Origin of the sequence: Edaphobacter dinghuensis (assembly GCF_014640335.1) — a bacterium.
GTDB lineage: Bacteria > Acidobacteriota > Terriglobia > Terriglobales > Acidobacteriaceae > Edaphobacter > Edaphobacter dinghuensis.
Window position 1 is genome coordinate 934,171 of sequence record NZ_BMGT01000002.1, and the last position, 12,798, is coordinate 946,968.

Consider the following 12,798-nt stretch of genomic DNA (forward strand, 5'->3'; position numbering starts at 1 on the left):
GTTCACCTATTGAGGTCCGCATCACTATGTCCGTAATTCTCGAATCCCTGCCTGTCGGCCAGAAGGTCGGTATTGCCTTCTCCGGCGGCCTGGACACCAGCGCCGCGCTCCACTGGATGAAGCAGAAGGGCGCTCTGCCGTACGCCTACACCGCCAACCTCGGCCAGCCCGACGAAGCCGATTACGACGAGATTCCGCGTAAGGCGCTCGAGTACGGCGCGGAGAAGGCACGTCTCATCGACTGCCGCGGGCCGCTCGTGCGCGAAGGCATCGCCGCGCTTCAGTCAGGCGCGTTCCACATCACCACCGCGGGCGTCACCTACTTCAACACCACACCCATCGGCCGCGCTGTCACCGGCACCATGCTGGTGACGGCGATGAAGGAGGACGACGTCAACATCTGGGGCGACGGTTCCACCTTCAAGGGCAACGATATCGAGCGGTTCTATCGCTACGGCCTTCTCGTCAACCCCGACCTCAAGGTCTACAAGCCCTGGCTCGACGCCGCCTTCATCGACGAGCTCGGTGGCCGCGCCGAGATGTCGGCCTTCATGCAGAAGTCCGGCTTCGCCTACAAGATGTCGTCGGAGAAGGCCTACTCGACTGACTCCAACATCCTCGGCGGCACGCACGAAGCCAAGGACCTCGAACATCTCTCGACCAGCATGAAGATCGTCGCCCCCATCATGGGCGTCGCCTTCTGGCGCGACGATGTCGAGATCAAGCGCGAAGAGATCACCATCCGCTTTGAAGAAGGCTTCCCCGTCGCACTCAACGGCAAGGAATTTCCTGATCCCGTTGAGATGATGCTCGAAGCCAACCGCATCGGCGGTCGCCACGGCCTCGGCATGAGCGATCAGATCGAAAACCGCATCATCGAAGCCAAGAGCCGCGGCATCTACGAATCGCCCGGCCTCGCTCTGCTCTTCATCGCCTACGAGCGCCTCATCACCGGCATCCACAACGAGGACACCATCGAGCAGTACCGCGACAACGGCCGCAAGCTAGGCCGCCTGCTCTATCAGGGCCGCTGGTTCGATCCCCAGGCCATCATGCTGCGCGAAGCCGCACAACGCTGGGTCGCCGAGCCCGTCACCGGGGAAGTCACACTTGAGCTGCGCCGCGGCAACGATTACTCGATCCTCAACACCGACTCTCCCAACCTCACCTTCCACCCCGAGCGCCTCAGCATGGAGAAGACCGAATCCACCTTCTCTCCACGCGACCGCATCGGCCAGCTCACCATGCGCAACCTCGACATCACCGACACCCGCGCCAAGCTGATGACCTACGCACAGAGCGGCCTCATCACTCTAAGCAAGGGCTCCGAGATGCCACAGCTTGAAAGCACTAAGGACAGCAAGAAATAGACGATGAAAATCAGCGCGGCATCTTCGGATAAGTGGTGCTTGCAAGAACCACCATTCATGTTTCAGCAAACATATGCCACTCCACTTAACGACTTATCAACCTTTGTTCACACTCTTCTTGACTCATTCGAAGCCAACAAAGGGGTTGTATGTATCGAGCAACTCGTATTCAATCCCCGCGAACTTATTTGGTATCTCAAGGGATTGGGAATTGTTACTGACGAGTCTCGATTGGAGCACTCGACACTTGAAGCTGAAGATACTGCGGAAGTCGTTAACATACTCGAGTGTCTGCTCGGGCAATGGATAGACTTTGCGTTTTTCCCATCTTCGAAAGAATTTGTGAGTTACGCAGACCACGACGAATATACGACTGTCTTTACACCAACAGTTGAAATATTGAATCTGCTCCGCTCTAAGATGCAGGCACAAAGTTTCAAAGAAATTGAAAATTGGACATGGAGCCGGCCACGTTCGCAAAGCAATACCAAAGGAACAGATACCGATGTCTAACGAGCAACCAAGTAAGATGTGGTCAGGCCGTTTCCGCGAGCCACTCAACAAAACCTTTGAAGAGTGGCAGCGCTCGTTCCCTTTTGACTGGCGTCTCCTCCCGCAGGAGGTCGCCGCCTCGAAGGCGCACGCCCGCGTCATTGCTGCCGCAGGCATCCTTACCGATGCCGAACTGGCCACCATGCTCGACGGGTTGGACAAAGTTCTCGCTCAGACCACCCTTACTCCGGCCGTCGTTGCCTCCGCGCCCGAGGCTGAGGACATCCATCACTTCACCGAGCTTCAGCTCACCAGGATCATCGGCGACCTCGCCCTCAAGCTCCACACCGGCCGCAGTCGTAACGAGCAGATCGTCACCGACATGCGCCTCTTCGTGCGCGACGCCATCGACGCTACCCTCGCCGGTCTACGCGAATGGCGCAAGGCCCTTATCGACCTCGCCGAGAACGCAGGCGAAGCCGTCATGCCCAGCTACACCCACCTCCAGCGTGCCGAGCCCGTCCTCGTCGCCCACTGGCTGCTCACCTACGTCAGCCAGCTCGAGCGCGATTCAAGCCGCCTCGTCGACGCCCGCAAGCGCATGAACCTCTGCCCTCTCGGCTCGGGCGCCATCGCCGGAGCCACGCTCGCGCTCGACCGCACCATCGCCGCCAAAGCCCTCGGCTTCGACGGTCCCACGCCCAACAGTATGGACGCGACCAGCGATCGCGACTTCGCCCTCGAGTTCACGCAGGCCCTCACCACCCTCGGCATCCACATCTCGCGCTTCGCCGAGGAACTGACCCTCTACTCGACGGCAGAGTTTGGATTTTTAGACCTGCCCGAAGCCTTCTCCACCGGCAGCTCCGCCATGCCGCAGAAGAAGAACCCCGATCTCACCGAGCTTATCCGCGGCAAGTCCGGACGCCTGCTTGGTGCGGCAACCACCCTCGCCACACTCATCAAGGGCCTGCCCCTCGCCTATAACAAAGACCTTCAAGAAGGACAGGAGCCAGTCTTCGACGCAGCCGACACCATCGCCGGAATGCTTAGCGTCCTTCCCGCCTTTACCGCGTCGCTCAAGTTCCGCTTCGACCGCATGAAACTCGCCGCCGAGACGGGATACCTGAACGCCATGGCCGCCGCTACCTATCTCTCAAATAAAGGCGTTCCCTTTCGCAAGGCGCACGAGATTATCGGCAATGCCGTCCGTCTTGGACTGGAGACTGGCCGCGAGCTTGACCAGCTTACTCTCGAAGAGCTGAGGCAGCTCGGGCCAGAGTTCGATCAGGATTTCTACGCATCAATTACTCTAGAAGCAACGCTGGACTGCCACGACGTCGTTGGCGGCACGGCGCGGCACCGGGTCAGACAGGCCCTTGCGGATGCTCGCAAGCGGCTTGAGGCCGAGTCTGGAAAGGTTTAAGACGGCTGTTATGTCAGTGTTTAGTCCACTGTCGCCAGTAAGTGAATCAACCGCATCGTCGCGCCCTCGTGTGGGCGGAGCTACCGTGCGCACGGCGAAGTTACAGGACGCCGTGAACATCTTCGACCTGGTCAACTCCCTCTCCGGCGATGGCACGCTGCTGCGCCGCAACTACGCCGAGATCTGCGAGAACGTCCGCGACTTCAAGATTGCCGAGTCCGAGAGCGGCGTCTTCCTAGGTTGCGGTGCCTTGCACCTTTATGGGCCACATCTGGCCGAGGTACGGTCGATTGTGGTGAAGCCCGAGGCCAAGGGGCAGGGCGCTGGCGGCAAGCTGCTACGCGCGTTGCTCGATGAGGCGGAAGAGCAGGGCGTAAGCTGCGTCAGCCTCTTTACCCGCATCCCTGACTTCTTCTTTCACTTCGGCTTTAGAACCGTAGATCGCACCGCTCTGCCGGACAAGATCTACAAGGACTGCCAGAACTGCCCGCGCCTCTACGCCTGCGATGAAGTAGCGATGGTTCGCGGCTCACTGCCGAAGATCGCAGTGCTCGGGCCAAGCAAGTTCGACCAGCCTGAACTGGTGAAGTTGCAGGCCGGCTCGCTTACTTCCAACTCGGGACAGTAGTGCTCTTCGCTACTGTTGTATCTGCGTTCCGGGATTCACATACTCTGGTGCGTTGAGCTTCGTCTTGGGCAGCTTGGTGGAGACCTTTAGCTGCACCAACCCCTTGCCCCCGGGAGCCATAAAGCTGGCAACGTAGGTCTCGGAGATGGCCTTCTGAAACTGCTTGAGGTACGGTTCCATGGAGACGGGGTTACCCACTCCCTGATAGTAAGCAGTTCCACCAGTGCCCTGCGCTATCTGAGCAAGATAGCTTTGGCCGCTGAAGCTGGCACGGCCGCCGCGAATACCGGCGTCCGAATAGTACATGGAGTAGACGGCAACACCGGCCCGCTGGGCGTCCTTGACCGCAGCGTCGACGTAAGGACTGTTCTGGTTCGTGATGCTGGTGCTGCCATTGTAAGGATCGACGCCGTTCGTAATCATAAGTACAAAGCGGGCTTTGGGAGTTGAGCTCGCATTTTCAGGCCACCTCTTCACAAAGTCGGAGAGGCAGAAGTAGGGGCTGGCACTGAGGCCGGGAGAACCGACTGGAATGCGCAGATCATCTGCAACCGCATTGAGATCGGTCGTGAAGCCCTGACTGTTAATGATTCGGCCATTCTGCATGTATCCCACAAAGGCTTCGGTTCCGGGGCGGAGACCTTTGACGAAATCACGCAGCGCAGGCAGCTCGCGCGCCATGCTCATGCGCAGGCCATCGTCGATGAGAATGGCAACCTGTGCTCCGGAAGCTTGCACCGGCGTGAGGTTGGTGAGCTGGGTCGCCCGATTATTTACCTTGATCGTGACATCGGAGATCGTCGGGACCGTGGGGTTTTTAGCATCGACAGCAACCAGAGCTTGCGTCGGGGTGGGACCTTCCTGCTGAGCTTGTGCTGCAAGGGTTGTGGCAGTCAGAAGAGTCAGGGCCAGAAAATAGCGGGTCATTGATGTTTCCCTTCCAATCGTTAGACGCGTGAGAGAACCGAAGATAACGTAACCAGATCGAACAACTTATCTTAGATGTTTCATGGCATTCTTTGAGCCATTTATCGTATGGTTCTCGTTTGCAGTTGACATATTCTCATATGGGTATATATTTGAACCAATACTACCAGGTGCGATCAGGACCGATGGATTCGGCGTCATCTCCAATCCTCCTTCAACGGTGGACTGGGATTCGCGGAGCAGGGCAAACCTCGGCTCTATCGATTACGTGAATGGAGCTGAGACTGATGCATGACTGGCGAAAGATCTACGAGCGCTACTGGGCCCATCGGATCGACTTGATCCGGCAATGGGCCGAGCGCAGGATGCTGGACCAAATCGCTCGCGAGAGCCAAACAGGAAAGACAAGGAGAGATAACCATGGCGGCTGGAGCTTCTGAACAGACAATGCAAACGCTCGAGGTAGTTCAAGACGAGCTGATCGCGGCAACAATCGATATCGTGTTCGAGTCCATCCTCGAACAGCTCGGGCCACTCAACGAGACGCCAGATGGAACGTCGCTCTCCATGAAGCTTGAGCCATGGCCCGGCGGCCGCTGGTATCGCGATCTGGGCAACAATACGGGACACTTCTGGGGCCACGTGCAGGCCATCAAACCGCCCAAGCTGCTGGAGATCTGCGGACCGCTGTTCATGTCACAGCCTGCCTTCTCGAACGTGCAATACAGGCTGAGTGAAGAAAACGGTCTGACCCGCGTAAAGTTCGTGCACCGCGCAGCCGGCATGATTCCGCCGGAGTTTACCCAGGGAGAGAGAAGCGTCAACAACGGTTGGGGCTATTTCATGAAGAGGATTCGCGAAGCTGCGGAGCGCCGTAGCGGCAAAGCCTAAACATCTTCGAAAGCATGGCGAGGGTGAGATGGAGAGTCATTCCCTCTCGCACAACCGATCGTTCTTTGCATTCTGTAACCATCACCCCAAAAGGAGAGAAGCTATGTCACTCGCAGAGTCTATCTTTACCGAATTTGATATACAGGCACCGATCACTCGCATCTTTCTTGAGCGTTTGCCCGAGAGCAAGCTGACCTGGAGGCCGCACGAGCGCTCCATGACGGCCGGGCAGTTGGCCTTTCATCTTGCGCGCGTCCCGGGAGGTGTCGTGCAGGCAGTGCAGCAGAACCCTGTACAGGCTCCCGAATTCGCCATGGAGACTCAGCCCACCAGCGTTGGAGAGATCCTCGAGACGTTCGATCGGAGCGTCGTCACGGTGAGAAAAGTGCTGCTCGCGTACAACGATGACAGCATGCGCGAAACCTGGCGTCTGATGCGCGGCGATGAGGAACTGCTTGCTATACCCCGAATGCAATTCCTGCGCGACATCATGCTGAATCACTGGTATCAACATCGCGGCCAGTTCAGCGTCTACCTTCGCATGCTCGATGTGGCTGTCCCGGCAAGCTGGGGGCCAAGCGCTGACGAAAGAGACCCCGGCCAGGGTTTTCGCTGGGTACATCGGCCCGCACTCGTCGCCTGATAAACGATCCTCAACAAAATAAAACGGCCTTTGGGTTCATCACCCAAAGGCCGTTTTCGCGTGCTGCTATATAAACCGGTTAGTTGCCGCCAATCCTGATCTTCAGACCGGTGCGGAAGGTGAAGGGCAAGCCAGGATAGCCGATGGGACCAATGTGCTGCTGGCTGAGCAGATTGCCGAACTGGCTGAAGATGGTGACGTGATTGGTGGCAGCGAAGAGGAAGTTGGCGTCGAGCTTGGCATAGCCGAAGTCCAGATCGCGGTTGGGAAGAATAAGGCTGTTGCCAAAGTTGGGATCGAAGCCGTCGAGGTAGGTGGAGTCGTCAGAGCGGCTGGCGAGCGCCCCCTTGAGGGCTGCGGAGAATTTGCTGGTGGTGTACTGTGCGGTGAAGAAGCCAGTGTGCGGTGGGCGACGGAAGGGGCGAGCACCGATCAGGGGGCTCTCGGCTCCAATGGCGATGCCGGGAAGGTTGGGATTCTCCGTGGGGTTGCCGGTGTTGGCCGCGATGGCGTCACCGGAGAACGACTGGATCACAACAGCGTCGAGGTAGGTATAACCGCCACGCAGGAAGATGTGGCGAGTAGGCTGGTATTGCAACTCGGTTTCGAGGCCCTGTGCGCGGAAGGCCAGCGAGTTGAGATAAGCCGAGAAGAGGCCGGAGACCACGCTGGGCGGCAGGCCGAAGTATTGCGTCAGTGCGCCTGACTGCACGCCTTCCAACTGATGATCGAAGATGTTGTGGAAGTAGCCTGCCTTGAGGATGAGCTTCTCGCTGAGGATGTTCTGGTCGATGCCGATGTCGTAGGTGCGTGAGCGCTCCGCACCGACCGGGGTGATGTGATACTGCGCGATGGCTGAGGTATTCCCGGCCAGTTCCAACTGCTTGTAGAGGCTCTGGAACTCGATGGCAAGGTTTGGCTCCTGAACGCCGGTGGCGACGTTGGCGCGAAGCTTGGTTCCTTTGAACCAGCCGTTGCCGGAGCGAACAGGAACATACGAGAGGCCGATGCGCGGTGTTCCGGCTACGCCGTAAAGATGGTTCTTTTCGATTGCACCGCCAAGGGAGTAGAAGAGACGGCTTTTGATATCGCCCTGAAATTGAAGGGTGTACTGATAGTTGGTGCGCTTGGTGATCTCGTCCTCGCCGAAGTCAGGCTCGACGAAGCTGCCGCGCTCGTTCTCGTAACGGAAGCCGAAGAGGGCAGTGAGGTGGTGGGTGAAGGCGTAGTCGGATTGGTAGTAGAGCTCGTCGCGGTTGGAGGCGGAGTCTTCGTTGGGTAGAAAGAAGGACGCCTGCCCGGTAGCGGTATATCCGTTGGCTCCGCGAATGGTGACGTTATTGCCGAAGTATTCGGTGAAGACGTCGCCGCCGCCAAAGTCATAAGTGATAGGCTCGCCGACGTTGGTGAACTGGTGCTCCTGCTCGCGCTTGCGGGCGATTCCGTAGCGGACAAGGTTATGCCATTTGCTCTGGAGCGCACGGTTTTCGAGGGTGAGGCCGGAGTAGATGTCCTGATCGCCCTGCTTGCCGTCCGAGGAGATGCCGTAGAAGTCATGCGCGCTGGGCAGACCGCTGGCCGAAACAGCATTGCGCAAAGTGAAGCGAGCCTGCGTGTTGGCAGTGATGTTGAAGCCGAGGTTCGCTACCGAAGTGGCGGAGTGGAACCTGTCCAGAGGCAGCGCGTTGGAGCTGTCGAAGCGTGAGAAGGCACCATAGTAGTCGAGACGGTTCCATGCACCGCTGAGGGCAGCTTCGTTGCGATAGGTGTGGAAGTTACCGGCGTCGCCCGAGTAGTTGAGCGCAGGGCGAAGAGAGTTGCCGCGTGGGCTGTTGAGGCTGACAACAGAAGCTCCGGCGTCAGAACCGTAGAGGACGCTATTGGGACCGCGGTAGAACTCAAATCCGGTAAGGCCGGTTGAGGAGACATTGCCGAAGTCGAAGACCCCGCCCACGTCTTCAGCGGGAATGCCGTCGATGAGCACCTTGTTGGCCGTGGAGTTGCCGCCGCGAACGAAGAGCGAGGTAGCCCCGCCGTATTGACCGGTCTGAACGGCAGCCGCGCCGGGAGATTGGCGAAGGTCATCGACGATGCCGACCTGGGTGACGAGATCAGACTGTGGGATGAGCGTGACTGGCGAGCTGACCTGCTGGATCGGTGTAGGGATTCCGGTGGCAGTGACCGTGACAGCGGTGGTAACGGAGGCAATCTCGAGGGTGACGTTGCGGGTGACAACATCGGTGCGACCGCCGTAGAAATCCTGGCCGATATTAGGCGTGAAGGTACGCGCCGAGGTAAGCAGAAGGAAGCGTCCCGGCGCGGTGCTGCGAATCTCAAAGGAGCCATCGAGGCCGGTAAGCGAGGCGGCGATGGCGCTCTTACCCTGAATCAGTTGGACACGGGCTCCGGCGACGGCGGCGCCGAGCGGGTCGGTAACAGTGCCGCGAACGATGACGGCGCGAGCGCAAGGCGCGGCAAGAAACAGGATGGCGGCGAGTGCAGCGAGCGTGCGAAGAGATGACGCTGCCGCGGAACGGTGCAGAGGTGCAGACATGAGTGAAGCTCCTCCATTCCCCCCTCGGGAATGTGGTTGATGTACGCAGACGGAACCGGTCTCCTGACTGACGCGATGCATGATGGCCGTGGGGCTTGGCTGCTTCCCTTCCCAATGCGCTACGGCATCAGTGGGAGCGGCTGGCTGGCATTCACGCAGCGATAGTACGGCTGCGTGCGCGAATCACAGTTGCGGGGCAGTGGCGGAGTCTCACCGCGCTTCCCGAGCATTCCGAATCGGGACAAAGGGTTTAGGTGGAACGGCTGGAGATACGATGCCACGCCGCAGGAGAAAAAGGGTGAGGCTTAAGTTTGAGGCATCGATAGGTGGAAGTCAAAATGAATGCATAGCCCGAATGCGGATCGACAAGGTCCTGTCGCTTGCGGCCTTCAGGATTCAGGGGTATCCGGCTGATAGGGACCGCCGGGAACGCCCCAGTTCCAGGCGGGCATCGGCGCATCGCTGACTGGGGTATCGGCAGGGAGCGCCGAGTTGATAACGGCGAGGCGAGAACCCCACTCGAGGTAGGCGACGAGAGCAGAACGAAACTCTGGGTCGGAGGGAAGTTCCAGCTCGTCTGCGGTTTCAAGCAGGAGGCCAACCCAGCGGTGGCGTTGCTGCTCCGTGATGCCCCGCCCCAGGTGGTGACGGATCATGGCAGCGTGTCCACCGTGAAGTCTGGAGTAATCGTCGGGACCACCCAGTACCTCGGCGATGAACTGGGCCACATGCTGGAAGTGCTCCTTCGGCATCTGAGCGAAGAGAGGCTCAAGAATAGGGTCGGAAGGAACCTTCTCATAGAAGCGGTCGATGAGCCGATTGAGGGGCTCTGCGCCGCCTAGCCATTCGTAAAGGGTGGGGACTTTGGAGGCCATGGCTGAAATTTTAGCGCGATCCACCTCCGTGGTCGATTCTTATGGAATAAGAAGCAGCTTTCCCGTAGTGATGCGGGCTTCGAGATCACGATGAGCGTGGGCCGCGTCGGCAAGTGGATACGTGTGCTCGAGCCGAAGCTTGAGTGTGCCGTCGGCGACGGCATTAAGGACAGCGCCTGCTCGGAGCTCGAGCTCTGCGCGACTGGCAATATAGTCCTTGAGAGTGGGCCGGGTGATGTAGAGCGAGCCGAGACCGGAGAGCCTGATGAGATCAAAGGGCGGCACTGGGCCGCTGGAAGCGCCGAACAGCACCAGGGTTCCGCGCGGACGAAGAACCTCGAGCGATTTGTCGAATGTAGACTTGCCAACGGAGTCATAGACAGCGTGCAGACCGGCGGAGCACATCTTTTTGATCTTCGCTGCGAAGTCTTCTTTGGTGTAGAGGATCACTTCATCGGCACCGGCGGCACGGGCAAGATCGGCCTTCTCATCGTTGGAGACAGTGGTGTAAACGCGTGCCCCAAGCAACTTCGCCATCTGAATAAAGAGAAGCCCTACACCACCGGCTCCGGCATGGATGAGGACCTCGTCATCTCTGCGTATGGGATAGGTGGAATATGCGAGGTAATGGGCGGTCATCCCCTGCAACATGGCTCCGGCTGCCTGCTGAAAGCTGACCCCGTCGGGGATGATAACCAGGCGGTCGGCGGGAGCAACGGCCAACTGGGCGTAAGTTCCAGGAATGGAGCACCAGGCGACCCGGTCTCCGGCCTTTACCGTCGTGACGTTGTCTCCAATCGCCACAACCGTTCCCGCAGCCTCCTGCCCGAGAGTGTAAGGCAGCTTCGCCGGATAGCGGCCTTCGCGGAAATAAACGTCAATGAAGTTGACGCCTGAAGCTTCAAGACGGACAAGAGCTTCGCCGGGGCCGGGAGCCGGTGTGGGGAGATCGCGAAGAACGAGAGCGTCGGGGCCGCCGGGAGCGAGAATCTGGATGGCTTGCATTCTGAATTGGATGCCGTCAGAGATGATTCTACTGTGTTTTTTTGAGCAAGGCGGACAGAGGAAAAGAGCGGGGGATGGGCCTAGATTTAGATAGCGCCTGCTCTTTGCGGCATGGTATTTTGCGTGATGATCGCAGGCTGCGAGACGCCGTGTTCTCAGGCGTCGTTGGTGGACCTCTCCCGGTTTTGAACTTTATCTGTAAATTTGCGCATAATATACAGGTCCTTCTGAGGTGTACGGATGCGGTATGGGCTAAGTTGTGGGCTGGCACGTGGGCTATGGGCTGGATTGCTGACCGCCGGGTTGGCGACAGGGATTCTGGGATGCCATGGGAAGGCGGAGCCATCCATTACCGGGGTGCCCTCGGAGCAACCGACGGTGCTGGCCGCCAAGGGTGCCGCTGCAATTGCTTCTATCTGTTCCCGGCAATCGTTCGCCACGGCGAAAGCGGGCGTAATCGCCGGAGAAACCAAATTGCGCGAAGACGTCTTCGAGATGCGCGATCCCGTATCGTATACAGTCATTCCCTACCGGTTGGGAGCTACCGTGAGACTGGAAACGATGCTGCGACAGCAAGCAGCGGCTCCGGGACACCCCAACGATCAGGCACAGTGCATGAGAGACTTTGCCGATCACCTGAAGGGACTAAGCGATCCGCTGGTGGCAGCGGCGAAGAACCAGGACCAGGTAGACGTACTGGCCTTCAAGGACGCCGAAAAAGAGGCCCAGCAGGAGATCGAGTCGCAGGAAGAGATCGAGAAGGACACCAAGTAACCTCAAGCCTCGGCAACTTTATTGCAAAAAGAACATAGCCCCTGTCAGTTTGATCAGGGGCTTTGCTATGTATGCAATTTGGATGCAGCAACTTTACTGAAGCAGACTCTCTTCGGAGCGGAGCCGGATGACCCGGTCTACAGCATAAGGAGCGCGGTGGGCTGCGGTGAAGTAGTGGCGAACCTGCAACTCGCCGAGGAGGCCAATGCCAATCATCTGAACACCAGCGAGGATCAAAATACCGGCGATCACAAAGATGGGGCCATGCTGATCCATAATTGGCTGGCCGCTGAGCAGCTTGAGGATGAACAGCCAGATGGCAAGGCCCGAGCCGGTAGCCACGCCCAGCGCGCCGATGGTTCCGAAGAAGTGCAGCGGTCGGGTCATGTACTTCAACAGGAAACGGATCGTCAGCAGGTCGAAGAAGACGCGGAAGGTACGGGAGATGCCGTAGTGGCTCTTACCGAACTCGCGGGCAGGATTGGAGATCGGAATCTCGCAGATGCTGGCGCCGTACCACGAAGCGAGCGCAGGGATAAAGCGGTGCATCTCGCCGTAGAGCGGGATATTTTGAATGACCTCGCGACGATACGCCTTGAAGGTGGTTCCAAAGTCATGGATGTTGACGCCGCTGAGCGTCGCCATCAACCAGTTAGCCGCGCGTGAGGGGATGCGGCGCATGATGAAGTTATCACCGCGGTGAGAGCGCCAGCCGCTAACGACGTCATAGCCCTCTTCGAGCTTGGCAAGGAAGTTGGGGATCTCGTCGGGATTGTGCTGCAGATCGCCATCCATGGCGAGGATGTAGTCACCGGTGGCATGATCGAAGCCGGCGGCGAGCGCCGAGGTCTGGCCGAAGTTGCGGCGAAGCTTAACGACAAGGACGCGGCTGTCTACCGCGGCTATCTCTTCGAGCAGGCGATAGGTGCGATCGCGCGAGCCGTCGTCGACGAAGACCAGTTCAAAGCTGTCGCCGACATGCTCCATGATGGCCTTGAGGCGATCGTAGAGCGTGGTGACATTGTCTTCTTCGTTATGAAAGGGAACGACGATGGAATATTTCGACACGATGTTAATGATACTCCCCAAGTAGAGCGGCCTGTGTTGTTTAGACATGTTCGAATAAGGTACGGTTGCAGATTTTTTAGCTGACAGAACATTTGTTGTTGATCAGCGCAAAACACTCGCTTCAGAGATCCCCGCAAAGTGGCCT

13 protein-coding genes and 1 riboswitch are annotated in these 12,798 nt (G+C 58.5%); of the genes, 8 read left to right on the plus strand and 5 right to left on the minus strand.

The window, feature by feature from the left end; translation table 11 throughout:
- Positions 1-26 precede the first annotated feature (26 nt).
- Genes argG through IEW09_RS09450 form a run of 4 tightly spaced genes read left to right on the plus strand, consistent with a single transcriptional unit; the run spans position 27 to position 3,916 of the window.
- Positions 27-1,370, plus strand: coding sequence for an argininosuccinate synthase (argG, locus tag IEW09_RS09435; RefSeq protein ID WP_188553894.1), 1,344 nt, complete (start codon positions 27-29; stop codon positions 1,368-1,370).
- Positions 1,371-1,373: 3 nt separating this feature from the next.
- Entirely contained in the window at positions 1,374-1,883 is a 510-nt protein-coding gene (locus tag IEW09_RS09440) for a hypothetical protein (protein WP_188553895.1), read from the plus strand.
- A complete protein-coding gene (argH, locus tag IEW09_RS09445; RefSeq protein ID WP_188553896.1) occupies positions 1,876-3,288 on the plus strand; it encodes an argininosuccinate lyase in 1,413 nt (470 codons plus the stop codon). The genes IEW09_RS09440 and argH overlap by 8 nt, the downstream gene beginning before the upstream one ends.
- 10 nt (positions 3,289-3,298) lie before the next feature.
- The gene (locus IEW09_RS09450; RefSeq protein ID WP_188553897.1) at positions 3,299-3,916 is read left to right on the plus strand and encodes a GNAT family N-acetyltransferase; all 618 of its coding nucleotides are present in this window, start codon (positions 3,299-3,301) and stop codon (positions 3,914-3,916) included.
- A 9-nt stretch (positions 3,917-3,925) separates the two neighbouring features.
- Here IEW09_RS09450 and IEW09_RS09455 read toward each other — a convergent pair whose 3' ends face one another.
- On the minus strand, positions 3,926-4,843 hold the full coding sequence (locus IEW09_RS09455) for a vWA domain-containing protein (RefSeq protein WP_188553898.1): 918 nt from the start codon (positions 4,841-4,843) through the stop codon (positions 3,926-3,928).
- Between the two features lie 82 nt (positions 4,844-4,925).
- Here IEW09_RS09455 and IEW09_RS09460 point away from each other — a divergent pair, with 82 nt between their 5' ends.
- The 3 genes from IEW09_RS09460 (at position 4,926) to IEW09_RS09470 (ending at position 6,377) form a co-directional block, all read left to right on the plus strand.
- The gene (locus IEW09_RS09460; RefSeq protein WP_188553899.1) at positions 4,926-5,138 is read left to right on the plus strand and encodes a hypothetical protein; all 213 of its coding nucleotides are present in this window, start codon (positions 4,926-4,928) and stop codon (positions 5,136-5,138) included.
- Positions 5,139-5,263: 125 nt separating this feature from the next.
- Complete coding sequence (locus IEW09_RS09465) at positions 5,264-5,734, plus strand: SRPBCC family protein (RefSeq protein ID WP_188553900.1); 471 nt, start codon at positions 5,264-5,266, stop codon at positions 5,732-5,734.
- 103 nt (positions 5,735-5,837) lie between these two features.
- Positions 5,838-6,377, plus strand: a complete 540-nt coding sequence (locus IEW09_RS09470; protein ID WP_188553901.1) for a DinB family protein — start codon at positions 5,838-5,840, stop codon at positions 6,375-6,377.
- 79 nt (positions 6,378-6,456) lie between these two features.
- Here the strand turns inward: IEW09_RS09470 and IEW09_RS09475 are convergent, their stop codons facing one another.
- The 3 genes from IEW09_RS09475 to IEW09_RS09485 all read right to left on the minus strand — a co-directional run bounded on the left by IEW09_RS09475 (position 6,457) and on the right by IEW09_RS09485 (position 10,811).
- Positions 6,457-8,931, minus strand: coding sequence for a TonB-dependent receptor (locus IEW09_RS09475; RefSeq protein WP_188553902.1), 2,475 nt, complete (start codon positions 8,929-8,931; stop codon positions 6,457-6,459).
- Between the two features lie 36 nt (positions 8,932-8,967).
- A riboswitch (cobalamin riboswitch) is annotated at positions 8,968-9,189 on the minus strand.
- A gap of 131 nt (positions 9,190-9,320) precedes the next feature.
- Complete coding sequence (locus tag IEW09_RS09480) at positions 9,321-9,806, minus strand: group II truncated hemoglobin (RefSeq protein ID WP_188553903.1); 486 nt, start codon at positions 9,804-9,806, stop codon at positions 9,321-9,323.
- A gap of 39 nt (positions 9,807-9,845) precedes the next feature.
- A complete protein-coding gene (locus IEW09_RS09485) occupies positions 9,846-10,811 on the minus strand; it encodes a quinone oxidoreductase family protein (protein WP_188553904.1) in 966 nt (321 codons plus the stop codon).
- 240 nt (positions 10,812-11,051) lie between these two features.
- Here IEW09_RS09485 and IEW09_RS09490 point away from each other — a divergent pair, with 240 nt between their 5' ends.
- Complete coding sequence (locus tag IEW09_RS09490; RefSeq protein WP_188553905.1) at positions 11,052-11,585, plus strand: hypothetical protein; 534 nt, start codon at positions 11,052-11,054, stop codon at positions 11,583-11,585.
- A 93-nt stretch (positions 11,586-11,678) separates the two neighbouring features.
- On the opposite strand, the gene IEW09_RS09495 is transcribed toward IEW09_RS09490, so the two are convergent.
- Positions 11,679-12,653, minus strand: coding sequence for a glycosyltransferase family 2 protein (locus IEW09_RS09495; RefSeq protein ID WP_188553906.1), 975 nt, complete (start codon positions 12,651-12,653; stop codon positions 11,679-11,681).
- Between the last annotated feature and the right edge of the window lie 145 nt (positions 12,654-12,798).

Bases quoted from the DNA above. Each gene is read 5' to 3' on its own strand.
- IEW09_RS09485 (WP_188553904.1), bottom strand. From the start codon at position 10,811: ATGCAAGCCATCCAGATTCTCGCTCCCGGCGGCCCCGACGCTCTCGTT.
- argG (WP_188553894.1), top strand. From the start codon at position 27: ATGTCCGTAATTCTCGAATCCCTGCCTGTCGGCCAGAAGGTCGGTATT.
- argH (WP_188553896.1), top strand. From the start codon at position 1,876: ATGTCTAACGAGCAACCAAGTAAGATGTGGTCAGGCCGTTTCCGCGAG.
- IEW09_RS09440 (WP_188553895.1), top strand. From the start codon at position 1,374: ATGAAAATCAGCGCGGCATCTTCGGATAAGTGGTGCTTGCAAGAACCA.
- IEW09_RS09475 (WP_188553902.1), bottom strand. From the start codon at position 8,931: ATGTCTGCACCTCTGCACCGTTCCGCGGCAGCGTCATCTCTTCGCACG.
- IEW09_RS09465 (WP_188553900.1), top strand. From the start codon at position 5,264: ATGGCGGCTGGAGCTTCTGAACAGACAATGCAAACGCTCGAGGTAGTT.
- IEW09_RS09490 (WP_188553905.1), top strand. From the start codon at position 11,052: ATGCGGTATGGGCTAAGTTGTGGGCTGGCACGTGGGCTATGGGCTGGA.
- IEW09_RS09460 (WP_188553899.1), top strand. From the start codon at position 4,926: ATGGCATTCTTTGAGCCATTTATCGTATGGTTCTCGTTTGCAGTTGAC.
- IEW09_RS09450 (WP_188553897.1), top strand. From the start codon at position 3,299: ATGTCAGTGTTTAGTCCACTGTCGCCAGTAAGTGAATCAACCGCATCG.
- IEW09_RS09480 (WP_188553903.1), bottom strand. From the start codon at position 9,806: ATGGCCTCCAAAGTCCCCACCCTTTACGAATGGCTAGGCGGCGCAGAG.
- IEW09_RS09470 (WP_188553901.1), top strand. From the start codon at position 5,838: ATGTCACTCGCAGAGTCTATCTTTACCGAATTTGATATACAGGCACCG.
- IEW09_RS09455 (WP_188553898.1), bottom strand. From the start codon at position 4,843: ATGACCCGCTATTTTCTGGCCCTGACTCTTCTGACTGCCACAACCCTT.